At 62.0% G+C, this 25,093-nt stretch carries 19 protein-coding genes; 7 read left to right on the top strand and 12 right to left on the bottom strand.

Annotated features, from left to right (window positions below; all coding sequences use genetic code 11):
* Position 1 precedes the first annotated feature (1 nt).
* Positions 2–1,186: an inorganic phosphate transporter gene (locus NO978_RS09785; RefSeq protein ID WP_257299406.1), complete on the bottom strand. Its 1,185-nt coding sequence runs from the start codon at positions 1,184–1,186 to the stop codon at positions 2–4.
* A 179-nt stretch (positions 1,187–1,365) separates the two neighbouring features.
* Complete coding sequence (locus tag NO978_RS09780) at positions 1,366–2,058, bottom strand: DUF5828 family protein (protein WP_257299405.1); 693 nt, start codon at positions 2,056–2,058, stop codon at positions 1,366–1,368.
* Positions 2,059–2,166: 108 nt separating this feature from the next.
* On the opposite strand from NO978_RS09780, the gene upp reads away from it, so the two are divergent.
* The 3 genes from upp (at position 2,167) to NO978_RS09765 (ending at position 6,325) form a co-directional block, all read left to right on the top strand.
* Positions 2,167–2,844: a uracil phosphoribosyltransferase gene (gene upp, locus NO978_RS09775; RefSeq protein WP_257299404.1), complete on the top strand. Its 678-nt coding sequence runs from the start codon at positions 2,167–2,169 to the stop codon at positions 2,842–2,844.
* Positions 2,845–2,885: 41 nt separating this feature from the next.
* Positions 2,886–3,095: a hypothetical protein gene (locus NO978_RS09770; RefSeq protein ID WP_257299403.1), complete on the top strand. Its 210-nt coding sequence runs from the start codon at positions 2,886–2,888 to the stop codon at positions 3,093–3,095.
* 383 nt (positions 3,096–3,478) lie between these two features.
* Positions 3,479–6,325 (top strand): PAS domain S-box protein, encoded by a 2,847-nt coding sequence (locus tag NO978_RS09765; protein WP_257299402.1) that lies wholly within the window; start codon positions 3,479–3,481, stop codon positions 6,323–6,325.
* A gap of 3 nt (positions 6,326–6,328) precedes the next feature.
* Here NO978_RS09765 and NO978_RS09760 read toward each other — a convergent pair whose 3' ends face one another.
* Genes NO978_RS09760 through hisB form a run of 5 tightly spaced genes read right to left on the bottom strand, consistent with a single transcriptional unit; the run spans position 6,329 to position 10,780 of the window.
* Complete coding sequence (locus NO978_RS09760; RefSeq protein ID WP_257299401.1) at positions 6,329–8,422, bottom strand: S9 family peptidase; 2,094 nt, start codon at positions 8,420–8,422, stop codon at positions 6,329–6,331.
* A gap of 56 nt (positions 8,423–8,478) precedes the next feature.
* Positions 8,479–9,078, bottom strand: coding sequence for a YigZ family protein (locus NO978_RS09755; protein ID WP_257299400.1), 600 nt, complete (start codon positions 9,076–9,078; stop codon positions 8,479–8,481).
* Positions 9,075–9,596, bottom strand: coding sequence for a hypothetical protein (locus NO978_RS09750; protein ID WP_257299399.1), 522 nt, complete (start codon positions 9,594–9,596; stop codon positions 9,075–9,077). The genes NO978_RS09755 and NO978_RS09750 overlap by 4 nt, the downstream gene beginning before the upstream one ends.
* A gap of 44 nt (positions 9,597–9,640) precedes the next feature.
* Positions 9,641–10,144: an amino acid-binding protein gene (locus NO978_RS09745; RefSeq protein WP_257299398.1), complete on the bottom strand. Its 504-nt coding sequence runs from the start codon at positions 10,142–10,144 to the stop codon at positions 9,641–9,643.
* 48 nt (positions 10,145–10,192) lie between these two features.
* Positions 10,193–10,780, bottom strand: a complete 588-nt coding sequence (hisB, locus tag NO978_RS09740) for an imidazoleglycerol-phosphate dehydratase HisB (protein ID WP_257299397.1) — start codon at positions 10,778–10,780, stop codon at positions 10,193–10,195.
* 336 nt (positions 10,781–11,116) lie between these two features.
* On the opposite strand from hisB, the gene NO978_RS09735 reads away from it, so the two are divergent.
* A complete protein-coding gene (locus NO978_RS09735) occupies positions 11,117–11,374 on the top strand; it encodes a hypothetical protein (RefSeq protein WP_257299396.1) in 258 nt (85 codons plus the stop codon).
* Between the two features lie 98 nt (positions 11,375–11,472).
* On the opposite strand, the gene hisA is transcribed toward NO978_RS09735, so the two are convergent.
* Positions 11,473–12,201 carry a 1-(5-phosphoribosyl)-5-[(5-phosphoribosylamino)methylideneamino]imidazole-4-carboxamide isomerase gene (gene hisA, locus NO978_RS09730; protein WP_257299395.1) on the bottom strand — a complete coding sequence of 243 codons (729 nt, stop codon included), beginning with the start codon at positions 12,199–12,201 and terminating at the stop codon, positions 11,473–11,475.
* A gap of 203 nt (positions 12,202–12,404) precedes the next feature.
* On the opposite strand from hisA, the gene NO978_RS09725 reads away from it, so the two are divergent.
* Together NO978_RS09725 and fer are read left to right on the top strand one after the other, a co-directional pair.
* Positions 12,405–13,550: an inorganic phosphate transporter gene (locus NO978_RS09725; protein ID WP_257299394.1), complete on the top strand. Its 1,146-nt coding sequence runs from the start codon at positions 12,405–12,407 to the stop codon at positions 13,548–13,550.
* A 96-nt stretch (positions 13,551–13,646) separates the two neighbouring features.
* Entirely contained in the window at positions 13,647–14,036 is a 390-nt protein-coding gene (gene fer / locus NO978_RS09720; RefSeq protein WP_257299393.1) for a ferredoxin Fer, read from the top strand.
* Positions 14,037–14,611: 575 nt separating this feature from the next.
* On the opposite strand, the gene NO978_RS09715 is transcribed toward fer, so the two are convergent.
* The 4 genes from NO978_RS09715 to NO978_RS09700 form a co-directional block, all read right to left on the bottom strand.
* The gene (locus tag NO978_RS09715; protein WP_257299392.1) at positions 14,612–18,088 is read right to left on the bottom strand and encodes a UvrD-helicase domain-containing protein; all 3,477 of its coding nucleotides are present in this window, start codon (positions 18,086–18,088) and stop codon (positions 14,612–14,614) included.
* Positions 18,081–18,908: a hypothetical protein gene (locus tag NO978_RS09710; protein WP_257299391.1), complete on the bottom strand. Its 828-nt coding sequence runs from the start codon at positions 18,906–18,908 to the stop codon at positions 18,081–18,083. The genes NO978_RS09715 and NO978_RS09710 overlap by 8 nt, the downstream gene beginning before the upstream one ends.
* Before the next feature lie 407 nt (positions 18,909–19,315).
* Complete coding sequence (locus NO978_RS09705; protein WP_257299390.1) at positions 19,316–20,326, bottom strand: hypothetical protein; 1,011 nt, start codon at positions 20,324–20,326, stop codon at positions 19,316–19,318.
* Between the two features lie 1,216 nt (positions 20,327–21,542).
* The gene (locus NO978_RS09700; protein ID WP_257299389.1) at positions 21,543–23,228 is read right to left on the bottom strand and encodes a hypothetical protein; all 1,686 of its coding nucleotides are present in this window, start codon (positions 23,226–23,228) and stop codon (positions 21,543–21,545) included.
* 1,127 nt (positions 23,229–24,355) lie between these two features.
* Between NO978_RS09700 and NO978_RS09695 the strand changes: the two genes are divergently transcribed.
* Complete coding sequence (locus tag NO978_RS09695) at positions 24,356–25,024, top strand: recombinase family protein (protein WP_257299388.1); 669 nt, start codon at positions 24,356–24,358, stop codon at positions 25,022–25,024.
* Positions 25,025–25,093: the final 69 nt, after the last annotated feature.

Below are 25,093 nucleotides of genomic sequence, written 5' to 3'. Positions count from 1 at the left end.
CTCACAGCAGCAGCGTGTCGACGACCACGAAGCCGACGTACGCGACCGCGAACGAGAGCGCGAGCGAGCCGACCCACGCGAGCACCGTCTTCACCATCTTCTCACGGCTCACGCCGCTCCCGCCGGCCGCGTAGCCGCTACCGATGATGGCGCTGACGATGATCTCGTTGAACGAGACTGGGATGCCAAAGAAGATGGCGATCTGCGCGATGGCGAAGCTCGGGATGAGCGCGGCGATGGAGCGACGCGGCCCGAGCGAGGAGTAGTCCTGCGAGAGGGCCTTGATCATCCGTGGTGCGCCCGTCCACGACCCGACGAGCAGGCCCAGGCCCCCGCCAACGAGCACCGCCACGAGCGGGACGTCGAAATCGGAGAGCAGCGGCGCGAGCGGCCCGACGGCGAGGCCGACCTGGCTCCCCCCGGCGGAGAACGCGACGAGCCCGCCGAGGGCCAGCAGGAACCGACGCTGTGCCGCCGCCTGGTCGCGCGACACGTCCAACGCGAGCACCAGCCCGACGGCGATGGCGACTGCGAATGTGACGACGACGGTCGCGACGAGCGGGGTGCCCGGGAGCGACGGGGCGACCACCCCCGCAAGCGACGCGCTCTCGCCGGGTGGCCCGAGCAGCACGAACTCGACGTTCGCGAGGATAGCGCCGACGACGCCCGCGAGTGCGGGGACCAGCCAGCCCTCCTCCAGCGCGTCACCACGCAGGGCGCGTGCCGTGGTGTAGGCCACCCCCCCGCCGACGAACGGTACCAGGACCCACAGCGTCACGATCTCGGTGTACTTGCTGACCTCGGGGGTGCCGCCCATCGCCAGGCCGACGCCGACGACCGCGCCCGTGACAGTGAATGCGGTGGCGATGGGGTAGCCCGCAAAGATGCCGATGGCGACGAGTGCCGCCGCCACGAGCAACGCGACGGTCGCCGCCTCCGCCGACAGCGTCACTCCGCCGATGAGCTCCTTCCCGACGGCCTCGGTGACGCCCTGCCCCTGCAGGACGGCTCCGGCGAAACCCAGGATGCCGACGAAGAACCCCGCCCGCATCACCGAGATGGCGTTCGCGCCGACCGCCGGTGCGAACGGCGTCGAGCCCGAGGAGCCAGCGCCGATCGACCACGCCATGAACAGACTCGCCAGTCCCGCGACGAGGAACGTCGCGATCGTCGCGGTCCCTACCATTGCTCTGAGCCTCGGCTGGGTGGTTTAAGACGGTGTCGCCTCCCGGACGTCGCTGCTGGTTCGTGTGTCCGCCGCCGTGGCTGTTGTGGCAGTACTCCGCTGGCACCCGCGCACCCCGTCGCACGCTCGCGGGTCGCTCTGCTCGCCAGGGGAAACCGTCCGGAGAAGCGTCGGGCCGGTCAGTTCGTCGAGGGCTTCGACCGGTCCTCGGACGGCGGCGGCTCGACGCCCTCCGCGGCCTCGACGTGCGTGGTGTCCTTCTCGACGTCGACGTGCCAGCGGTCGACGGTGTCCTCGTACTCGTAGAGGCGGTCGCCGACCTGCTCTTTGATCTCCTCGTCGTTGATGTTGACCTCGAAGATGAACTCGTCGTCCTCGCCGGCGGACTGCTGGAGGTTCGCGCTGACGATCTCGTTGTCGAAGTAGTACGGGGCGAGCTGGGTCATCACGCGCTGGTAGACGGTGTCCTCGACCTTGCGGAGGGCCTTCCGACCCGCCGAGTCGGCGGCGCGGGCGACGTACCCGATCGACTCGTTCCACTTGTCGACGGCCGAGTCGGTGTCGCCGTCTTCAAGATTCTCGTAGGACTGCGAGAGCTTCTCGCCGGCGGTCTGGACGTCCTCGTTGGGGTCCTTGCCCGCTTTCTCGCCCTCGCCCTCGTCGACGCTGGCCTGCTCGGCGGTCTTCTGGCTGACGTCCTCGTCGATGTCTTCGGTGACCTTCGGCCGCCACTCGTTCCACTCGGCGAAGGCGTCTGCCTGTTCGCCGTCGTTCACATCGAGGTCGCGTAATGCCCTGGTGACGCGTTCGCCGTGTTCGACGACCTCGGGCCAGGTCCCGCGGATCTTGAACCCGGAGATACTCTCTTCCATCGGCTTGCACCGGCCTATGCCCCCGTCAGTGATAAACTTTCCAGGGAGTCACGAGGTACCAGGGTGCGAATCGAACGATTTTACAGGTGCGGCCGCACTGTTGGGTGTATGACTATCGAAGACCGTGGCGACGCGTACCTCGTCACGCACGCACTGGCGACGGACACGCTCACGAAGCTCCGCAGCGTCGAGACGGAACAGGTCGCGTTCCGCAAGGGTCTGGTCAAGCTCGGCCGAATCTGTGGCTACGAGATCATCGACGGCCGGATGGAGACGCAGTACGTCGAGGTGCAGACGCCGCTCGAAAAGACGATGGGCGAGCGCGTGAAGGGCCTGGACGACGTGGTCATCATCAACGTCCTCCGCGCCGCGACGCCGTTCGTCGAGGGGCTGTTGAAGGCGTTCCCGCGCGCCAGACAGGGCGTCATCTCGGCCTCGCGCGACGAGGAGGCGGGGCGCAACGAGGACGGTGAGTTCCCGATCACCATCGACTACGTGAAGCTCCCCGATATCAAGGAGGAGGACACCGTCATCGTCGCCGACCCGATGCTCGCGACGGGTTCGACGATGAACGCGGTGCTCGACCACGTCACGGAGCAGGCACCGGACCCGGAGCACCTCATCGTGCTCTCGGCGGTCAGCGCACCCGATGGCCTCATCCGCGTCGGCGAGCAGTTCCCCGAGGCAGACCTGCTTACCGTCGCCATCGACGACCACCTCGACGACAACGGCTTCATCGTCCCGGGCCTGGGCGACGCGGGCGACCGTGCGTTCCGCACGACGTGAGGACCTGAATGCCTTTAACTGCCGAGTGCGACGGTCCGTCCATGACCGACGACCCGTGTGACGACTGCGGCGAGCCAGTCAGCGACGCGCTCTCACGGACCGTCCAGCTGGCGGTCGACCGCACGCAGATCGACGCACAGCGGCTCTGCCCCGACTGTTTCGCCGACTGGATCGACCGCTATCAGCACGAGATGGGGACCGACGACGGCTCGTCGGTCGACATCGACGACGACGATATAATCGTAGACTGAACCCCTCCGCTTCGTGTCGAAAGCGCCCGCCTGCGCCGGGATCGACGTGGAATTTCTCCGGGGGAAACGACCCGTTAGTTCGCTCTGTAGTCGACGGGACCGATACTGTGTGGAAAAGTGGCATGCAGACGCACCCCAACTCGAACCCCTTCGTTTCGGCTCCGAACCACACGACAGAGCCGTGGTGCCGGGTGAAATTCTCCGGGCGAAACGTACCCCTGTATGGCAATTATGTACTTGGTTCGTGGGGATGGGTGAGCCCGTCCGCCGTGGCCGGCGACGCTGGCGAGCGCGGTGGTGCCATCGCCGCCCGAGCAGTCGAGTCGGCGGGTAAAACTTTAGCCTAGCCGCTCTGAGGGCACACAACGGAACCAGAGGACGACATGTCAGACACCTCCGAAACCATCGAGGTCCTCCACGTCGACGACGACCCGGCGTTCACCGAGATCGTCGCGACGTGCCTCGAAAACGAGGACGAACGGATGACCGTCAGGACGGCGACGAGCGCAGCCGACGGCCTGGCACTGCTCGACGACACCGACGTGGACTGCGTCGTCTCCGACTACGACATGCCCGGACAGACCGGCATCGAGTTCCTCGCGGCGGTCCGCGAGCGCCACGGGGAGCTCCCGTTCATCCTCTACACGGGGAAGGGCTCGGAGGAGGTCGCCAGCGAGGCTATCTCGGCCGGCGTGACGGACTACCTCCAGAAGGGCACCGGCAGCGAACAGTACGCCATCCTCGCCAACCGCATCGGGAACGCCGTCTCCGCTCGACGGTCGGCCGACGAGGCGGAGCGACGGCGGCAGCGCCTGGAGGAGACGACCGCCCGGCTCGAAGTGCTGTTCGAGGACTCGCCCGACATGATCAACATCCACGACGCGTCCGGCTCCATCCTCGACCCGAACGCGAAGCTCTGCGAGGCGACCGGCTACGAGCACGACGAGCTCACCGGGATGAAGGTCTGGGAGCTCGACCGGACAACCACGCCTGCCCAGGCGACCGACGCCTGGGACGGGATGGCTGTCGGGGAAAGCCGGCGATTCGAGGGCGTCTACGAGCGCCGCGACGGCTCGACGTTCCCGGTCGAGATCCACGTGAAACGGCTCGACCTGGAGGGTGCCGACCGGTTCGTCGTAATCAGCCGCGACATCTCCGAGCAGCGGGCGCGCGAACGACAGCTGGAGCGCAGCGAGCATCGCTACCGCGCCCTCGCGGGGAACCTGCCGAACGGGGCCGTCCTCGAGTTCGACACGGAGCTCCGCTACCTGAGCGCGGACGGAGACCTGTTCTCGCGTCCGGGCGTCGACCGGGAAACTTACGTCGGCAACCGGCTCGACGAGGTGTTCGAGGGCGAGACGCTCGCGATCAAGCGGGAGATGTACGAGGCGACGCTCGACGGCGAGACCTGCCAGCGACGGGTGGAGTACGACGACCTGGTGTTCAGGGTGTACACCATCCCCGTCCGGGACGACGGGGGGGCCGTCTTCGCGGGCATCGTGATGACCCAGGATATCACCGACAGAGTCGAACGCGAACAGAAGCTGGAGCAGCTGCGGGAGCGCACCCAGGAGCTGATGTACACGGCAACGGTCGAGGAGAGCACCAGCCTCGCCGCCGCGGCCGCGGACGAGATAATCGACGCTCCGTTGAGCGGCATCCACCTCCTGAACGACGACGGGTCGGCACTGGAGCCGGTCGCCGTGGCGGAGTCCCTGCCGGACGTCTTCCCTGACCTGCCCCGGTTCGAGCGGGGCGGTGCCCCCGGTTCGCGGGCGGCGCTCGTCTGGGACGTCTACCGGAGCGGGGACCCGGTCTCAATCGACTCCCTCTCGGACTCCGACCGGGTGACCGAGGAGAGCCCGGCCGAGAGCGTCGCCATCCACCCGCTCGGCGGCCACGGAGTGTTCATCATCTCGTCGAAGGCCCCCCGGGCGTTCACGGACACCGACCAGCTCCTCGCGGAGATACTCGCGAACAATCTCGAGGCGACGCTCGACCGAGTCGACCGCGAGCAGACGCTCCGGACGCGGGAGAACCGCCTCCGGCTGCTCCACGAGGCGACGCGCGACCTGATTCGCGCGGAGTCGACGCGGGAGGTAACCGAGCGCATCGCCGAGGCCGCCGAGGAGATACTCGGCTTCTCACTCACCGTGGTTCGGCTGTACGACGCCGACGAGGGCGGGCTGGTGCCGGTCGCCCAGACGGAGCAGGTCGCCGAGGTGCTGCCGGAGCGAACGGTGTTCACCTCGGACGGCGGGAGCCTCAACTGGGAGACCTTCGACTCCGGGACGGTGCGCATCATCGACGACATCGAGGCCCTCGGCGACGTGTCCGACAGCGGGACCGGCCTGCGGAGCCTCATGATGCTCCCGATGGGCGAGTTCGGGACCATCTCCGTCGGTGAGACCGTGCCGCGAGCGCTCGACGACACCGACGAGTTCCTGGCACGCATCCTGGCTACGGCGGGGGAGACGGCGCTCCAGTCCCAGGAACAGCGGGCCGATCTCCAGTCGCGCCAGGAGGCACTCCAGCGCCAGAACGAGCGCCTGGAGGAGTTCGCGAGCGTCATCAGCCACGACCTGCGCAACCCGCTGAACGTTGCGAGCCTGAACCTCGAGCTGGTCGCCGAGGAGTGCGACAGCGAGTACCTCGACGGCGTCGAACGCGCACACGACCGGATGGGGGCGCTCATCGAGGACCTCCTGACGCTCGCCCGCGAAGGGCAGACGCTGAGCGAGGTCACGGACGTCGAGCTGGCGCCGCTCGTGTCGAACTGCTGGGGGAGCGTCGACACGCGCGGCACGTCCCTCGTCGCCGAGACGGACCGGACGATTCGGGCCGACCGGGCGCGACTCCGACAGCTGTTCGAGAACCTGTTCCGGAATGCGGTGGAACACGGGGACACGAGCGACGAGCCCGCCGCCGATACCGGTTCGCGGGACGCGACGACCGACGGGAACGGGCCGGCGACCGACGCCGGGCTGACGGTGACCGTCGGCGACCTGGCAGACGGGTTCTACGTCGCCGACGACGGCCAGGGTATCCCCGAGTCCGAGCGCGACCAGGTGTTCGAGACGGGGTACTCGACGAGCGCCGACGGGACGGGCTTCGGGCTCAGCATCGTCGAGCAGGTCGCCGAAGCGCACGACTGGTCGATACGGGTGACCGAGAGTGAGGCCGGCGGTGCGCGGTTCGAGTTCACCGGCGTCGAGTTCGTGACCGAGTAGCCCTCAGTGCTCCCCGTGCTCGTCGCCGTCGCCCGCGGACAGCCCCGCGCTGGGCGGTCGCTCCAGTACGGGTTGGGCGTCGTGGTGGTCGCTGTAACCGTCGAACCAGCGCCGGATGCGCTCGATGCGGTCGACGACGTGGCCGGGCTCGCCAGACCGGGAGAGCTCGTGGCCCTCGCGCGGGTAGCGGACGAACCGGGTGTCGGTCCCGGTCTTGCGCAGTGCCCGGAAGAGGAACTCGGCACCGTCGACGGGTACCCGGAAGTCGTTCTCTGCATGCAACACCAGCGTCGGCGCGTCGATGTCGTCGGCGTGGGCGACCGGCGAGTGCGCCCAGAGGAACTCGGGGTCAGCCCACGGGTCGGTGCCGAAGTCGCCCTCGACGAGACGGTACGCGACGTCGGTCGAGCCGTAGAAGCCGAGGAGGTCGTAGACGCCGCGCTGGGCGACCGTCGCGTCGAACCGGTCGCTCGTCGCCGCCAGCCACGCGGTGAGGTAGCCGCCGAAGGAGCCGCCGGTGAGGAACACGTTCGAGGCGTCGACGGCCGCGCGGCCGGTGACGTGGTCGACGCCGGCGAGCACGTCTGCGCCGGTCACGTCGCCCCAGTCGCCCTCGATGGCCTGCATGAACTCGGCCCCGTAGCCCGCCGAGCCGCGCGGGTTGCAGAAGAAGACGGCGTAGCCCGCCGAGGCGAGCGACTGGAACTCGTGCCACATCGTCCCCGCGTCGGACCACATGATGTGCGGGCCGCCGTGGACGTTCACGACCAGCGGGCTCGCCCCGTCGGCGTCCGGCGGCGTCAGCAGCCAGCCCTGTATCTCGTGGCCGTCGCTCTCGAAGCGGAGTTCCTCGGGCTGGGGGACTGCGACACCGTCGAGCACGTCCGCGTTGACCCTGGTGAGCCGGTTCCCCTCGCCGCCGCCCGGCGTCGAGATGAACACGTCGCCGGGGTGGTCCCACTCGCTGGCGGTGTAGGCGAGCACGTCCCGGCCGACGTGGGCCGCGTCGACGTCCATCCCCTCGCCCGCGACGACCGTCGACGGGTCCGGCGCGTCGTCGCTGTCGTCGGCGTCCCAGGGGAACCGCCGGAGGACCACGGAGCCCTCGTCGGGCGTGGTGACGTACAACCGCTCCTCGTCGGCCCCCCACTCCAGCACGGAGTGGTACGCCATCGTCCGGTCCATGCCCGCCGTCGGCGTCCGCGTCTCGTCGTTCGCGGCGTCGTACACCCGGACCTCGGTCTGCTGCAGGGTGGAGCGCTCCGCCGGCGTGTGGAAGTACGCGACCCGGCCGTCGCTCGCGGCCCGGACGAACCCGCCCCAGCCCTCGTCGCGCGTGACCAGCTCGTCGTCCTCGGGCTCGGCCGGGTCACAGCGCCGTATCTCTATCCGGATCGCGTCGTCGGCATCCGTCTCGGCCTCGCGCGGCACCTGCCGACCGAAGTACAGCGTCTCCGCGTCGCCCCACGTCGGCGAGAAGTGGTCCGCGTCGGACTCGGTGACGCGCGTCACTGCATCGCCCGCGCTCTCCTCGTCGTTCCCGACGCCGTCCACTGCGTCCACGTCGACGACGTACACCTGCGGTCGCCGCCGGTCGAAGTACCGTCCCTCCGCCCGGTACACCGTCCGGTCGACGACCCGCGGGTCCGGCTCCTCCGGCTCGTACGCCTCGTCGACCCACCGGTCCCGCCCCGCCTCGCGGTCGTCCGGGGCCACCTGCTGGACGAACGCGAGGTGGCTCCCGTCGGGACTCCAGACGGGCGTGGCGACCCCGCCCGCGACCGACGTAATCTGTCGTGCCTCACCCCCGTCGGCCGGAACCACCCACAGCTGGCTCCGGTCGCCATCGCCGCGGGTGCTCGTGAACGCCAGCCGGTCACCCGACGGCGACCAGCGGGGCGCGGCGTCCTGCCCCTCGCGGACGGTGAACCGCTGTGACTCGTCGCCCCCGACCGGCGCGACGTACACCGTCGCCTCGTACTCCTCGTCGTCGCTGGGTACCGTTCGAACGTAGGCCACCCGCTCGCCCCCTGGCGCGACCCGCGGCTCCGAGACGCTCGCGAGCTCGTGGAAGTCGCTCGCCTCGATTGAATCCATGGCCCTGCGTTCGGCTGCACGTGGGTTAGGCGTTCGGTTCGGGGAAACACGCCGGACTACGACAGCTCGACGCGCCCGCTCGTCGCGCTCCGGAGTCGGTCCCGGAGCGCCTCCACCTCCGAGACGGGGACCCGCACGTCGAAGCTGACGCGCTCGGCGTAGTCGGCGTCGAACTCGCAGTCCCAGCCTTCGAGGATGCCACGGACGGTCCCCGAATCGTCGTAGTCGACGGTGACGCCGACGGGCTCGTGTGGGCGCTCCTCGACGACCTCTGCGGCGTCGAGCGCGTCCTTGACCGACTGGCCGTAGGCGCTGACGAGGCCACCGACGCCGAGGTTCGTCCCGCCGTAGTAGCGCGTGACGACGACGACCACGTTCTCGACCTCCTGGCCCTGGAGCACGTTGAGGGCGGGCTTGCCCGCGCTGCCGGAGGGTTCACCGTCGTCGCTGGCCCACTCGCGGAACGGGTCGGCACGGACCCGGTACGCCGGGACGTTGTGCGTCGCGTCGTCGTACTCGGCGCGTATCTCGTCGACGAAGGCTTCGGCGGCGGCGACGGTTTCCGCGGGCCTGGTGTGGCCGATGAACTCCGAGCCCTGTACGGTGAAAGAGGTGTGTGCCGGGCCAGCGACGGTCAGGTAGGTGTCCCCGGTCACGGGGCCGCCTCCGCGTCGCCGTCGCGGCTGTCGTCGGCCGCGCCGTCGGCGGTGTCGTCGCCGAACCGCTCGTGGTAGAGCAGCACGAGCAGGATGCCGAGCAGCACCGTCTCGATGGTCTTCGTCGTCACGAGCCAGATGGAGCCGAAGAGGTGCTCGACGAGCGTGCCGAGCGTCGAGCCGTGGGCGTGGCCGGTGGACTCCCAGGCGTAGGCGATGACCTCGTTGCCCTCGGGGTGGCCGCCGAGCAGTAGCCAGCCGACGATGTACGTCAGCGCGAGAACGATGCCGAGTCCGTAGACGTAGTCGCGCCGGAGGCCGTACGCGGCCAGCCCGATGCCGACGAGCACGGCGAGCGAGGAGAGCACGAACAGTGCCTGGCGCGGGTCGGTGAGTGGCTCGCCGACCTGCGCGTACAGGAGCAGCGGGCGCAGCCCGATCCAGAGGTGGATGCCCGCTGTCGCGGCCGCGAGCTGCGCCGCGGTGAAGCGCAGGGCGACCTCGACGTTCTCGTCCATAGCCGAACTCGGGCCGCCGAGCCCAATAGCGCGTCGGTTCGGCGCTACTGGAGCTCTATCTTCCGGACGAACGGCAGGGCGCGGATCTCGTTGATGAGGTCGCCCGGCAGGGGCTGGTCGGTGACGAGGTGGAGCTTCGGTTCGTCGGTGAACTCGGGGTCCTCGCTGATGGTCTGCCGGATGGAGATGTCGTGCTCGGCGAGCAGCCCGGTCACCTGCGAGACGATGCCCTGCTGCTCGGCGTCGGAGACCGCGACGGTGAGCACGGTCAGGTCGAGCACGGGCGCGAGGTCCATCAGGCTCGGTACCTGCGAGATGTTCTGGAAGATGCGTCGCAGTTCCTCGTCCGCGAGGATGGCATCGGTCGTGGAGTCGACGACGCGCCGGTCGACACCGATCTCGCGGGCGATGCCCGTGTTGGGGATCTCGATGCCGCCGGAGACCACGCGCCCCTCGTCGTTCACGGAGAAGCCGCGCTCGAGCAGCAGCCGGATGACCGCCTGCTGGCTGGGAGAGCCCTCGAACTTCTCCATGATCTCGTCGAACATGCCTGTCCGAACCGACGACAGGAACCGCGAAAGAACTGTCGACTCGGGCTACAGCTCGCCCTTCGTGCTCGGCGTGTCGCTCCGGCGTTCGTCGACCTGGGTCGCGTCGTCGAGCGCCCGTGCGAGCGCCTTGAACAGCGCCTCGACCTCGTGATGTGCGTTGTCGCCGCCGACCTCGCAGTGCAGGGTCAGTCCGGCGTTCATCGCCAGCGACATGGCGAAGTGCTCGGCCATGTGGCTGGTGAACTCGCCGACTGACGGCTGGGAGAACTCGCCGTCGAACGCGAAGTAGGGTCGGCCGGAGACGTCGACGACGACGCCGGCAACTGCCTCGTCGAGCGGCACCTTGCGGTCGGCGTAGCGGACGATGCCGCGCTTGTCGCCGAGCGCCTCCGCGAACGCCTCGCCGAGGACGATGGCGACGTCCTCGACGGTGTGATGGTCGTCGATAGCGAGGTCGCCGTCGCAGTGGACCGTCAGGTCGAACAGGCCGTGCTTGGCGAACGACGCGAGCATGTGGTCGAAGAAGCCGACGCCGGTGTCGATCTCGCTGTCGCCGTCGCCGTCGACGACGAGGGTCAGGTCGATCTCCGTCTCGGCTGTCTCGCGCGAGACGGCCGCGCTTCGGTCGCTCATACGGCAACACAACCACCGCCCGGGCAAAGCCGTTGCGCTCGCCGCAGGCCACAGCGTCCGCGGGGTGCGTCCCGGTCCGTGAGACGGATGGGACCGCATACCGTACCGGCGACCACAGCGGCTCGGCGCTCTCAGCCCCCGTCAACGGTGACTGTAGAGGGACCGGTCCAGAACCAATATCACGTCCTCAGAGGTGGTTGTAAAACATTAAAACGCCTCTCACAGCGTCAAAAAACGTCAGTATTCGCGATAAAACGGGTCGAAATAGACGAAAGGCTCGCCCCGTTATATGATGGTCCCGACTGTAGGAGTGGATGCGAATCAGGTGTCCCCGATATGGCTCCCGCAACTCCAAACCAACTCCCTTCGATTCCGAGCCCCGTCAGCGAGCGACTGAGCGTGAGCGCGGCCGTCGCACAGCTCCGGATGGCGTGCTTCTGGCTCGCCGTCGTGTTACCGTTCGCGTACCTCTCGCTGCTCGCGTCGGGTATCGACTCGACTGCAGAAGTGCAGGCGTTCCTCGTACTGCTCGGGCTGAACCTCGGGACGCTCGTCGTCGGTCACGGTCACCGCAGCGACCGGAGCGACGACTAACCGCGCATCCGTCCCGGGGACCGCCCTGAACAACCCGCCCTCCTCCCACACCACACCATCGTTCCACCGCTCTACAGCGGTGGCTCTCGCGACACTGCCTACGGAGACTCGACCGCGGCCATCGCTTCCCGGAGCGTGAACCGGCCCTCGTACAGCGCGCTGCCGACGACGACGGCGGCTGCTCCCGCGTCGCGCAGCGCCCGAACGTCGTCGAGCGTCGCGACGCCGCCGCTCGCGACGACCGGAATGTCGACCGCCTCGGCCAGTCGCCGGACCGGCTCGGTCTGGACGCCGTCGAGCCGTCCCTCGACGTCGACGTCGGTGAACAGGATGCCCGCCGCGCCGAGGTCCTCGTATCGGCCCGCGGCCTCGGCGGGGTCGAGCCCAGTCCCTTCGGTCCACCCCGAGACGACGACCTCGCCGTCTTTCGCGTCGAGGCTCACGAGCACGCCGTCGGGGTACTCGTCGCTGATATCGGCGACGATATCGGGGTTCTCGACGGCGGCGGTGCCGAGGATGACCCGGTCGACGCCGCGGTCGAGCAGGTCGACGGCGTCCTCGGCGGTGCGGATGCCGCCACCGAGCTGGACGGTCACGTCTACCGCGTCGAGGATGGCGTCGATGGCCGGCGCGTTCGCGCGTTCGCCCTCGAACGCGCCGTCGAGGTCCACCAGATGCAGGGTACGTGCGCCCTGATCGACCCACCGTTCGGCCGCCGCGACGGGGTCGCCGTACGTCTTCTCGGTGCCGCGCTCGCCCTGGACCAGCTGGACCACCTCGCCGTCCTGTACGTCGACCGCGGGGACGACCTCGAACTCGGGGAACATGGCCGAGGATGGGCGACGGCAGGAGGTAAGTGCGACGGTCCCGGGACACCACCCGCTTCGTTCCCCCTGCTGGAGACGGTCGCCGCGTTCCGGCTGTTCCGGTGTGTCCCATCGCTCCAGGGGACGGCAGCCGACGCCATGTCCTCTTGCGACGGGGCGTTGGACCACGCTTTTAGCATGGGTGGACATACGAGGTGGTAGATATGGTCGAGCTTCTCTTCGTCGTCGGTATCGCCGTCGCGGTGTTCGTGGGCTTCAACATCGGTGGCTCGTCGACCGGCGTCGCCTTCGGCCCGGCAGTGGGCAGCGGGACGCTCTCGAAACTCCTCGCGGCTGGCCTGATGACCGGGTTCGCGCTGCTCGGCGGGTGGACTGTCGGCCGGGAGGTCGTCAACACGATGGGCGGGCAGATCGTCCCCCAGACGCGGTTCACGCTCGCGGCGAGCGTCGCTGTGCTCTTCTTCGTGGGTTTCGCACTGCTCATCTCGAACCTCTCCGGCGTCCCCGCCTCGACGTCGATGACGGCGGTCGGCGCTATCGCCGGCCTCGGCGCGGCCAGCGGCAGTCTGAACATGGAGAAGATGGGCGAGATAATCTCGTGGTGGCTCATCGCACCCGTGATCGCGTTCTGGCTCTGTGCCGTCATCGGCCGGTACTTCTACCCGTACCTCGTCTCGAACATCGACCTCGAAGCCGACGAGGACGGGAACGTGACGACGAAACAGCGGATCGGACAGGTGCTGGTCGTCGTCATCGGCTGTTACATGGCGTTCTCGGCGGGGGCGTCGAACGTCGCGAACGCGGTCGCACCGCTCGTCGGGAGCGGCGAACTCGGCCTCGAACCCGGCATCCTGCTCGCCGGCGGGGCCATCGGGCTGGGTGCGTTCACCATCGCACGCCGCACGCTGGACACGGTCGGGAACGACCTGACCGACCTGCCGCTGCTGGCGGCGCTCATCGTCGAGGCCGTCAGCGCCAGTATCATCACGTTCCTCTCCGCGCTCGGTATCCCCGCCTCCCTCGCCGTCTCCGCGACGATGGCCATCGTCGGACTCGGCTGGGGCCGTGCGACCCGCACGACGAAGATCAGCGAGGCCGCCGGGAAGGCAGTCAGCGGTGAGGCCCCCGAACAGGTGACGCCGGATAAGAGTGTGAGTGCGGCGCTCAGTGCCGACCAGCCCGGCGGGGAGGTCGCGCGCATCGGCGAGGAAGAGGCGAACGAGCTCAAGGCGAGTGACCTGTTCAACCCGGGAACGACCGCCCGCGTCATCTCGCTGTGGATACTTACCCCGAGCATCTCGGCCGTTGCGTCGTTCCTGTTGTTCTCCGCGTTCCCCATCTACGGGTGAGGACCGACAGCCGAGAGAGTCTTTCAGGATTAATGCGCATGTTCGTGAGGGCCAGAACAGCAAGTTCTTAGGGTAGGGGGAACCAACCGTCGGGTGATGCCCACGGTAGAATACCTCAACTACGAAGTGCTGGACGACCACGGCTGGGACATGGACGACGACGACCTCTTCGAGAGCGCCGCCGACGCAGACCTCGGTGACGAGGACTACGGCACCCTCGAGGTCAACCAGGGCGAGTACATCCTGGAAGCGGCCGAGGCGCAGGGCTACGACTGGCCCTTCTCCTGCCGCGCTGGCGCGTGTGCGAACTGCGCAGCCATCGTCAAGGAAGGCGACATCGACATGGACATGCAGCAGATCCTCTCCGACGAGGAGGTCGAGGACAAGGACGTCCGCCTGACCTGCATCGGTTCGCCGACCGCTGACGAGGTCAAGATCGTCTACAACGCGAAGCACCTCGACTACCTCCAGAACCGCGTCATCTAATTAGCAGCGTAAAACGCTCGTTAAACAGGCGTGGTGTTCAGCAGAACCGGATCATCCTCGGTTCTGTGTTTTTCCCGCCAAATAGCCCCTGTGCCGTACATATTCCATCTGAGTGCAAACTGCCTTAGCAGAATCGATAGTTACTCTTCTGAATCCGCTAGGTTCCCGAGCCCGTACCGGTCCAGATGACGACTCCTGCAAGAGTTTCGTTCGATGAGGCAGGTATCGACACTGAGAACCGGGATCTGACGTTTTTTCGCAGTACGCCATAGCACAGGTACATATTTCGTTCCTTGGGATTTTGATTTCGCCGCGCCGCCAATCGATCCACTCCTCACGGAGGTGTTGGATCTCTTGGAGACGGAAACCAAGTCGTCCAGCGAGTAGGATGATGTAGCAGGCGGCGAGTCGCGCACTAGGGTTCTTGATTTTGAGCGCGCCCTGATAGAGTCGAAAGTAAGCGTCCGTGTTGAGGGCTTTATCGGCCGATGGAAGGGCGTTTGGGTTCGTCATGCACACTTCATATGAGCGAATGCGGGAAAAAGTCAGCCGTGAGACAGGGACGTAACCGACAGCTATTGTCGAACCAGAGCCGCGAGTCTCCGCTCGACGATGTTCGACGGCCATGAGGACTCGATTGTATCTCTTTCGACGCCGAATGTCTCTACTGTTCGTTTCACAGGGCTCTCCGAACTCTCCTGCTGCTCGAAGAGGTACGAGTAGGCAGTTACTTGGAGTTCGTACCGGCGTCGCGTCTCCGATGTTTGATCCGTCAGCGTGATCTTCAGATCGGCCACGTGCTGTTCGCCGGAGGGTAATTTGACGACGAAATCGCTCGTGCCGTGTATCTCGATCTCGACGTCGTCAATCGTGACGAGACCATCGATGGGTCTCTCAACGGTAACCCGTTCGGCTCGTTGGATATCTCCCCATAAGTCGGACGCGACGAAGTCGTCCAATACCTCCTCCCCGAAGAAGGTGAATAATCCGTCGCGTTCGTCGTCGTCGATTCGCGTAGTGTGGTCGTCAACGACGTCGTCGAACACGCGCCGAACTTCGTCACCCAGCGATCGAAGTGTGTGTTCCGGAACCTCGCGTTCGACGAGCGTGGTCAGAACCTCGTGTAAGCAGGAGCCGACGTCGTCTGGGCCTAACTGGTCGAACTGTAGGGGGACATCGTCGGGAACGTCGTTAGCTTCTGTGTGCAGGGCATTCCCGAGGAGGTGATCAAGTACCTGTGCGTCGGGGTCGTCCGTGAGGGGATACAGCGTGCTCGGGTTGGTGAACCGTGGAACCCACGGATCGAGATCGGTTCGTCGTGGTGGGTTGACGGCGACGTCGTCGTCACAAGTCGTGGTCGTTTCCGCCCACGTGGCTTGAAGTGCGACATCGTTGACGCCGATGTCGAACGGCCCCGTGTCCGTATCGACCGTGTACGACCCAGTTTGACTGCCTGTGAAGTTGAGTCCTTCTCGGATCGTGTCGAGCCATCGGTCTCGGGGTCGGGATTCGTCGGGCAGTGATCGTGGGAGTGGAACAACAAGATGGTCTCTCGCCCGCGTGAGCGCGACATACAGGAGCCGCCACGTTTCGGCCCGCTCGTTCGCCGCAACTCGTCTGAGGCGTTCTGGACCGACCAGCGACGTCGAATCCGCAGACTCAGCGATATCGTCGCACCAGTGGCCCGTAGCCCACCGCAGTCCGACATCGCGGTCCCTCGTGTCTTCGGGATCATACAGCCCGTTGACGAACGCTGGGAGCGCAACGTCTGAGGGGATGTCGGTGTTCGTTGGCGGGGCGAGTCCGGCGATGCTTCCCTGAGTGAGGAACCGTTGGGCTTGCGGCCCGTGCTTCCAGAGGTCGAATCCGGGATTCGCAATGGCGACGACGTCGTCTTGGTCGCCCTTAGCGTCATGAACCGTCCGGAATTCGACGTCGTGACTCGTGTCGGCGGTACTCGGCTGGTTCGGTCCCATGTACGGGTTCTCTCGGAACGGTTCGATCAGTTCGGTGAGTTCACTTGGCGTGAAGTGCTCGTCCGCTTCCCACTCGTCCAAGGTCTCTACGAGTGCATCGAGGTTGGCGACCCGTTGTGCGGGATCGATGTCGAAGCACCCATAGGGATCTGCGCGAAGGGCGAGTGTCTCGATGATGTCTTGGGCGTAGGTGCCAGCGGGGCGGGAGAGGAAGCTGTCACGTCGATCTCGGAGTTCGGAGAGGCCACCGAGTACGTGCTGGTGTGCGTCCGTGAGGTCGCAGCCATCGAGAATCGCATCGATGTCCCAATGATGGGTCTCGAAGTTGTTTGTGAGTGGTTCGAGACCGAGATTCGACTCAATGACGAGATCACGATTTCTTTCAGGGTCAGCAGGTGCGACTAGCCACTCACAGACGTCAAGAACTACATCGACGACTGAGCATTCGAAGAGGTCTTCACTCGCGTTCCGAACACTGAGCCCCATTTCCTCGAAGGCCTCTTCATACACATCCATCTTCGACGACCACCGGAACAACACGGTGATTCCGAGAGAGTCATCGTTCTCGTCAGTAAATGATCCATCTGCGAGCCCCTTTGAGAGGAGCGTCGCCAGCGTCGTTGCTTCCCCGCGCCCTTCGACAGGTTTGACCCACGTGTAGGAATCAGGGTCTGAAGCTCTCGGATCGAAGGCTGCAATATGAACATTCGACTCATCGGTCGAACCACGATCAGCTTCGAGCCCAGGGTATCGGACGTCCAGTGCTCCGAGGTTCCCACGTGCTGGATCCGTGAGCGCTGCTTCCGAGATTTCGTTGATCGCACTGGCGACATCGGGGACGCACCTGTACGTCGTCTTCGCAGTCCGGTGCTCGTGGATATCCCAGTCGATTCCGAGGTACTCCCCATCGTCTGTTGCGGTCTCGAAGAGCGTTGGTTCAGCATGCCGCCACAGATAGACGCTCTGGAGCAGGTCGCCCGCACCGAACACACGCGCACTGGGGGTGACCAAGTGAGAGAGTGCCGCGTGCTGTATCGACGACACGTCTTGGGCCTCATCGATAATCAGGCTCTGGATTCGTGTCTGGTACCGGTGTCTGATTCTGGTCCGGTGAGCATCATCGACATTACCGAGTCGGTCGTCGAAGTACGCGTCCACGAGGTACGCCACATCTGTGTGGGAGACAACGCCACGGTCGCGGATAGTCTGGCGATACGTAATTCGATACTCTTCGAGTACTGTACAGAAATCGTTAATACGGGCACGCCAGTCGTCGTGAAGCCTCGAATCTGCGTCACAGATTCTGTTTCGTTCGTCGTCGCCGATGTCGTCGTAGGCACTTTCGTCAATATCTGCCCCAACACAGTGTTCGACCGCGGCGACGACGTCGCTGAACGATCCTGGACGACCCTGTGCGTAGACATCTTCAACAGTCTGTTCAAGGTTGGAGTGGAACCTCTCCGTAGAGATACGGCGATCTCGGCAGTAGGTGACGGCGGTCTCAAGCATCTCGCTCACGTCGTCGTCGTACTCGCCAGTGGGATACGCATCCTCCAACCGCTCTACTCGCTGCGCCAAGTCCGAATCCTCCTGAATGGCCCGGTAACAGGCAGCATGCAGCTGTTTCTGCCGAGCCGTGTTGCCAACGACCGGCATCTCCTCGAAGCCGATATCGGAGGCAATCTCACTCAGCACATCCCGAAGAATACTGTCGATGGTACCGACGAACGGTGCTTGTCTGATCCGTTGGATCAGATATTCTACCTCTGAATCTGAGACTTTGCTTGCAGCAGGGACAAGATCGTGTTTGACAATCTCCCGAAGGCGGTCACAGATATCCGGAATGATGCTCTCCGCCTCACTACGGTTGAACGAGATGGCTGCGACTCGCTGTTCGGGCGTCGGGTCTCCAGCAACGTACCGGCGGAGAATGTCCTCTGCGGAGATATGGTCAGTGACCTCGGATTTCCCTGCACCTGGGACGCAGTTGAGCGTATACAATCCCGAATCGTGCTCGAAGTACGCATCCCGAATGTCTCGTTGCGCGTTCTGGAGACGGATCGGATCGTCACTCACTGTCGGTCACCTCGTGTTTGAGCATCGCTCGAACGCTGTTCGGGAGTTCTCGTTCTTCGCTCATCAGCTGTCGGCGCTCGTCGGGAGGAACAAGGTCGGTGTCCAGATGGTCTAGTAGTGGAGATGGGCGGCGTTCTTCTCCAGAAGTGGATTCTGTATGGCGGGTTACAATCAGTCCATTTCCAGCGGCCCGCAACGTGTCGTCAAACTGGTCACGGTCTCGGCCCGTTGTCCACGCTGTTCGTGGTGCGAGCGTTCCAACACTCCCGTCGCCACGGAGGATTGCTTCTTGGAGTTCCGGGGGGACGACACTCTCTGTTTGCTGAGGCCACTCACCGTCGATCAATCCGACGGCGAGGACGTACGGCACGTTCAACAGCCAGATATCGTTTGCTTCGAGGATATCGATAGCACGTGCGTTTGAGTGCTCACGTCGGCCTGGGCGCTGGGTGGCGATTAGCTGACTTAACTCTGCGACGCTACTCCACGACCGGTCAAGCGTTCCTTCATCGAGTCGATCTGCGTACTTGTGGCGTAGCTGTTGGACGAGAGTTTTCACACGAACAGTTCCACGGGCGTCACGCTCTGTTTCGATAAGGGAGGGCGAATCGTTCTCCTTCGTTACCGGGAGGCCGAGTTCCTCGTATGTTTCGACGACATCAGTAAGGACGTTCGTCACGGCTTCCGGGGCCGGTTCGGGACAGTCTCCAAGCCACTCAGCATACGTCACGAAGCGTTCGTCAATCTCCGGATTTCCTTCGAACCCGTCGTGCCACTCACTGAGCGTTCGTGATTCGTCCGGTAACGCCTGCATCGACACCTGGATCGTCTTGGGATCGATTGGCCACTCTGACGACGTCGCCGACGGAGGGGCCCAACGGTGTTCGAGCGGGCGACATAGGATTTCCCGAGATGGGTTATCAGAGGCGAGGACGTCGCATACCGACTCGATGAGTGCGAATGGGCGTGTCTGTGTTACCCTGAGCTGGACCCAAAACACGGGCGTTAGTCCATAGTGAACGGAAGCACGGTACAACGGTTCCTCGTAGTTGTCGAGGTCGCGTACTACTACGGCAATATCCCGGGTTGGGACACCGTGGTCTCGGAGACTTGCTACGGTAGCCATCACACTTCTGGCCTCCGCTCGCCGTGTCCTCGCTTTGATCTCAGCAATAGGCACGTCAGGGGGTTCAAGTGGTTTCGAAAGGCTGAGGCGATCTTCAGCGGTCACGACTCGAACACCACCGTACCAGGCTCGGTAACATTGAGAAGTTCAGGGAGACGACGCGAAAGGTATGATCCGGTTCCACGACGGAAATGGATGTGAACCGGAACCTGCGTTGCTTCCAGAATTGCGTGCAGTAGATCGACGTGTGCTGCAGGGAGACTACTGACTCCAACAAGCGAGATTCGTTCGACATCCGGAAACGCGGCTTCCAGACAGGTCCCACTAGTCCGAAGAAGATTCTGTGAGGCACGTCGAACAAATTCCACGTCAGAAACCACCTTCTCGGTATCCTGACGGAGGGCGCGCTCGACTGCTACAGCCGCCTCCAGGATCTCAGTGGAATCAACATCAATTGGAGATGGGAGTTCCTCCGCAATTCCGCTAAATGTCTCAAGGCGTTCTGGGTGAAACCCCGTTACACTCTCAACTACCGTTCTAATCTGCTCAATCTCTTGCGGAGCAGACGGTATCGTTGGTTCAGAGGTATCCAACCTATTATTCTCTTCTAAGAGCGACTGAATAATCGATAATCGATCGATACGGTCAATCGAATCTCTCGACTGCTGGCCGTCTGGAAGGAGTTGCTTTCCAACTTCTGGTGGATCTGCGAAATGGAGGCGATCTTTGGGGAGTTGGGCTTCACGAAGTCGGCGCTGTATGTTTCTTCGGTGTAACTCGACTGGTGCGAGAACTAACTCCGTTCTATTGGTTGAGTGCCGCACACGCTCCAAGAGCGTCTCTTCATGACCGACATGAAGCATTAAGTTCCGTGGGAGCTGGGTTTGGAGGGTTTGTTCCATTGATTGGTCAGAGTCTGCCAGTGTAGGGAGAGTGAGATGCAGGATCTCATCGTCAGCAGATTGTTCTTCCCGGATAGTTACATTAATCATAGCCACATCTACTATCTGTTTCTTCTGGTTTCCCTGACCGTTCAGCAACGGCACGGTAGCAGGTTCCACTTGATTCTTCAATGGATACCTGTCGAAGCCACAACTCATCTCCGCGATCAACGGCGCTCAGTCGTGCGGTCGCTACTACATCTAAGCCATCAGGCTTCGGATTCAGAGGCAGGTTGCAAGAGTTACAAGCGAGAGTACCGATGTACCAGTTGAGCAAACCAGCAGGACGACGTCCACGGATCTGTATGGGACTCCCCTCAGACAAGGTTCGACCACAGTGGTCACACTCTGCTGTACTCTTGGGAAAAGACTGGCCCGTTAACACCTGCTTTGCAGCCCTCTCTACGTCTCCATGGGAGTACGCCTCTACGATACAAGCAAATGGGTCATCTCCGTCTGTGGACAATCCTTGGAGCAACTCTTGGAGTCGGTTCAGTTGGTAGCCAAGTTTCTGCTGGACTACTTCATCATCAGAGATGATGCATGCTTCTTCCGGAGTCATACAGATTCCTCCGTGGGTTTGTAACACGCAGTCGAAATCTGGCGAATGTGCGTGGCCAAGGGATCAGTTGCTTCCGTCGGTGCAACCTGCTTGGATCGGCTATCGTATACCGCAGCACCCGTTTCGTCAAGCGTTTCCAGGTGAGATTGGATAAGTGAGATATATACGCGTGTGCGCTGCTTCGAGGTTACCTCACTTGGATCGGTGAGGTTCTCGATTGCCGCAATTTCGACGGCGAGGTCCGATACAGAGAGAACATCCTCACTTTGCGCTAACGACAGAATGACGCTCCGGCGACGGCTGTTCGAGATTGCGCGGAACGCATCGTCTGGATCCATCGGGATCGCACGGCAGGAGCTAGTCTGCTCCATTCTCCACCTCCTGAAGTCGATCCATTACTTGGGAAGTGACCTGTACATCTCGGTCCTGTTTCCTGTGTCGTGGAGGAATCGGTCCCTCGATCGCGTGAGAGACAGAGTTATCACTCACGACACGAGTAGTGTCTTTCGCTGTCATAGCTGGCAGCATCTGCCCGGTGCTTCTACCACCGGGCGGCGGTTTCACGCCGTCATAAGGTACTGAATGGAGTATAAAAACTATTTGTATAGTTAGTGAGTAGTCAGCGGTTTTGACGCTCTCCGGCCACAGGACGAAGATTAAACCATACAGTTAGCAGAACCCTAGTTAGAGTCCTCTGGCTCTGTTGAGATTCCATTAGTCCGTACTATCTGTGATGAAACAGCAGTGAGGAGGATTGCACATTGACCGATCCAATCTGCAGTGCCTTGCATACGAACAGTACGATGACTCATTCAGTTCTTAGGGTCAGTTCTCTGAGACAGAATAAAGTACGCTATCGTCATCGTTTTTTATGTACTGGTAAAATTCGATATCGGTGAGAAACCTGACATCTTGTTTCGTGATGAATGAAGGGACGACATTAGAAACAACGAACATGTCGACGTCTCGATCATGCCATCTGTCCGGGATCGTTTGGTCTTCCCGGTTCATGTCGTCTCGTGACGCTTGCGATGTAAACGTATCACCAGAATCTAACTCACGCCAGGACGCTACTTTCTCAGGGAATGGCCCTTTCCCTTTACGATCGGAATCCGGCGGGACTTCGTTGAAGATTACGCGATTGAAGTACTGATTTAACTCAGCAACCCCATCTGCTTCATTAATTTGGAGCGGGGGGAATCGGTATTTCACCTCAATAAACAAGATTCGATCCTCGAATACGCACAATAAATCGATCTCATTTGGGTTCTTGGTCGTGATTTCAGCGCTGTGGTAGCACTTGATATCTTGCTCGGTTAGAAACTCATACAGGTTCCGTTCGCGGATAGTCCCATTATCACCTGCGACGTTCGATAGTAACGTATGTCCGTTCGATTCACCAGTATTGTTCTGCAGTAACGGGAACACTTGGAATTTCAGTAACTGTGCGTAGTACCTTGGGTAGTACACATTCGTTGTTGGGACAGTGACCGAGCCACCCTGCGGTGTCTGATACGGAAGATCAAACGTCATCTCGAACAGAAACGGATGGGCATCCAGATTATTATCGCTCATAACGACGTAGTCTTTCACCTCGGGCCACTGCGCTCCAAACACCTCGTGCCCACATTCATCCACCACCTCCGGTCGGAACGGCATGACAGCGCTATTGTGCTGCACATGCGCCATATGTTCAAGCGAGATTCGATCGTCTAATTCATTCAGAAACGCGCGGATATCGAATACGGTGACACCTTCTGGGAATCTCGTTTTGTACGTCGTACCGATACGGGTATCTGATCCCGCGATAAACCGGAGTTGCTGAATAACTGGATACCACGCGCCCGCGAATTCTCTAGGCGTCTCTGCAGTACCCGTCTCAACACCGTCTGTCTGCCGAATTTCGTCGTATACGTAACTGAAGTCCTCGTACTCGTCTTTGATACCCCCGACGCTGTTAGTACACCGGTCATTACATAATCCATACTCGGATTGGTATCGATCATAATCCGTCAGAAAATTCTGCATACGGCCAGTGAACTCCTCCGGATCACGAACACACACAGTGAATTGGTTTTGGACTCTTTCAAGTCGGGAAACGAGTTTGGTATAGTACTCTTGAACAGTAGTAAGCGTCTCATCAAGGTCGGGAGAGTCTTGACTAAGTGTTTCATTCCCAAATTCACTGTTCTCAATCTCGTAGACGCGCTTGATCAGATATGCAATATATCCAAACTCGTCAAGGGGAAGCGGGGTTTCTGCGCCTGAGAAAAATTGGTTGCTGATGTAGTTAACGCGGTGGAGGAGCTTGTACGTCAAACTCTGCTTCGAGTACTGTGTGAGGAGGTGATTGATGCTACGGGGGGTCACGTGGTCTTTTAGGAACCAGTTGATTTTCGCATCGAGAACCGGTTGAGATTCGACACGATAACCGTTACAATCAGGGCAAAACAACGACTTAGAATCGGTTTTAGAGACACAAAGTAAGGATCCACAATCTGAGCACGGCATACTCAAATTAGATTGCGGAACTCAGATACACGTTTCCCCTTCCGAAGCGGTACGTACATGTACGATCATCATGAGAGCCTTACCGGTTGAAGTGCGATTGGTCTCCAGATTTCCACAGGATCCCGGACAGGCTTTGTGGAATCATTCGACAAACAGCTGATTCACCGAGGTGCCGATTATTCCCGTGGTATTCTGAGTCTCGACTTGCGAAGTGATATACGACTGTTTATGTGGTTTTCTACACTGTGTTTAGTCGCCGTGGGAGTTAACACACGGCACCCCACGAGAGAGAAAGTGTTCCCCCGAAAATGCCGGACCATCGTGTGGCGTGGTGGCTACCACGATGGTCGTACTGGCATTAACTCGAAACGCAATCCTGCTTAGTAGGGCAATTCACTGCATCGACTCAAATCACCGTTTATCCGAGTAGATTTGGTCTCGCACAGCGACAAGATGCAACCGAGACCCCAGAGTGGCAGATACTCTTTAAGAACTGTATCACTGATCACGCTGCCTTTGTTCGAGAAACCCCGGTTTCTCGAAGACACGGAATAGTACTAAATATAGGCCTATCTAAAGGCCTATACAGAGATGCCAAAAACAAGAGTCAGCCAGGGGGCGAATGGACAGTACAAGGTCACTGTTCCAAAGGGTATCGCGGAAGCGATGGCCTTGGATGGCCAACGACTAGAATGGAAAGTCAAGTCGGGGAACACATTGGAGGTGACTGTTGTCGATGAGTGATGTTGCCGTGCTTGAATGGAATACCGAATGCTGGAAATGTGAACGGGAGACACCCGTTGTTTGGCCAGAGGAGAGTCACCTGAATAGTGACGTAGGTGAGAAGCTAGCGAAAGCAGGTGAGTACCCAGTCCAAAAGGTGTACAGTAAGACCCAGGGGAGAGAGGTTTGGGGGAATATCTGTGAACATTGCGACTCATACCAAGGAAATCACTATATCGAGCAGGAGGCTCTTGAGCAGGATCCCCCGTTGGTAGAGTGTAACGTCTGTGGAGAGATGCACGAATGGTATCCCGACAGTGGGATGGGAGGCGCATTCGGACAAGGTTGGATTGATTGTCCCGAATATGGCGCGGTCCCGGTCGGTGACCCCCGAGGTGAAGACGATGGCTAAGGTAATCGGATACACCCGCCTCTCACAGGACTCAGATGCCTCTATTGAGCGCCAAAAGCGTCATATCCGGGAATACACCGATGAACACGGGATGCCACTCGAACGTATCTACGACGACGGCGAGCGAACGTCGGGTTGGGATGAGAGCAGAGAACAGTACCAACAGGCCCGGAGTCGTGTCCAATCTGGAGATATTGATGCGGTTGTCATCAACGATAAACGCCGTCTCGCACGCGACTTCGACGAAACGATGAGACTCATTTTGGATCTCCGTGAATACGGTGTTGAAGCCCATACCTTCGAAGAGGGCGAGCTTGACCTCTCTGACCCGGTCCAGGCTGCCGTCGAAGTCCTCCAAGCAGCCAGCGAACATGAGGCTAAGAAGAAGGAAATTGAGCGCGCACGCGAAGCTGTCCAAGAGCGGGTGGACAAAGGATACGATCACGGTCGCCCTCCAATCGGATTTCGATTCGATAACGAGGGCAAACAATGGGTACCTGATCGGAACGGGCAATTTGAGATTGTCCTCGAAGCCATACATATGGTTGAGGCCGGATCGACCTACCGTGAGGTGGAGGACGAACTGGATATTGCCCCAGCAACGATGTCCGGTATAATGGACAGGAGAAATCAGTATCTCAATGCCAGTAAAAACGGTTAGATGAATATAGGCACCTGCGGGCCAATAGGAATCTGCTTGGCTCTTGAACGGGATTTTATATACTCAGAA

It is taken from the genome of Haloarchaeobius sp. FL176 (genome assembly GCF_024609245.1).
In the GTDB taxonomy this organism is placed as follows: Archaea; Halobacteriota; Halobacteria; order Halobacteriales; family Natrialbaceae; genus Haloarchaeobius.
The sequence above is the reverse complement of the archived record's forward strand: the minus strand, read 5'-3'. Positions and strand labels throughout refer to the sequence as shown.

What these genes read in the sequence shown, in the direction of transcription:
- fer (WP_257299393.1), top strand. Translation starts at nt 13,647, where the DNA reads ATGCCCACGGTAGAATACCTCAACTACGAAGTGCTGGACGACCACGGC.
- hisB (WP_257299397.1), bottom strand. Translation starts at nt 10,780, where the DNA reads ATGAGCGACCGAAGCGCGGCCGTCTCGCGCGAGACAGCCGAGACGGAG.
- NO978_RS09725 (WP_257299394.1), top strand. Translation starts at nt 12,405, where the DNA reads ATGGTCGAGCTTCTCTTCGTCGTCGGTATCGCCGTCGCGGTGTTCGTG.
- NO978_RS09785 (WP_257299406.1), bottom strand. Translation starts at nt 1,186, where the DNA reads ATGGTAGGGACCGCGACGATCGCGACGTTCCTCGTCGCGGGACTGGCG.
- NO978_RS09695 (WP_257299388.1), top strand. Translation starts at nt 24,356, where the DNA reads ATGGCTAAGGTAATCGGATACACCCGCCTCTCACAGGACTCAGATGCC.
- NO978_RS09745 (WP_257299398.1), bottom strand. Translation starts at nt 10,144, where the DNA reads ATGTTCGACGAGATCATGGAGAAGTTCGAGGGCTCTCCCAGCCAGCAG.
- upp (WP_257299404.1), top strand. Translation starts at nt 2,167, where the DNA reads ATGACTATCGAAGACCGTGGCGACGCGTACCTCGTCACGCACGCACTG.
- NO978_RS09735 (WP_257299396.1), top strand. Translation starts at nt 11,117, where the DNA reads ATGGCTCCCGCAACTCCAAACCAACTCCCTTCGATTCCGAGCCCCGTC.
- NO978_RS09770 (WP_257299403.1), top strand. Translation starts at nt 2,886, where the DNA reads ATGACCGACGACCCGTGTGACGACTGCGGCGAGCCAGTCAGCGACGCG.
- NO978_RS09750 (WP_257299399.1), bottom strand. Translation starts at nt 9,596, where the DNA reads ATGGACGAGAACGTCGAGGTCGCCCTGCGCTTCACCGCGGCGCAGCTC.
- hisA (WP_257299395.1), bottom strand. Translation starts at nt 12,201, where the DNA reads ATGTTCCCCGAGTTCGAGGTCGTCCCCGCGGTCGACGTACAGGACGGC.
- NO978_RS09765 (WP_257299402.1), top strand. Translation starts at nt 3,479, where the DNA reads ATGTCAGACACCTCCGAAACCATCGAGGTCCTCCACGTCGACGACGAC.
- NO978_RS09780 (WP_257299405.1), bottom strand. Translation starts at nt 2,058, where the DNA reads ATGGAAGAGAGTATCTCCGGGTTCAAGATCCGCGGGACCTGGCCCGAG.
- NO978_RS09700 (WP_257299389.1), bottom strand. Translation starts at nt 23,228, where the DNA reads ATGCCGTGCTCAGATTGTGGATCCTTACTTTGTGTCTCTAAAACCGAT.
- NO978_RS09760 (WP_257299401.1), bottom strand. Translation starts at nt 8,422, where the DNA reads ATGGATTCAATCGAGGCGAGCGACTTCCACGAGCTCGCGAGCGTCTCG.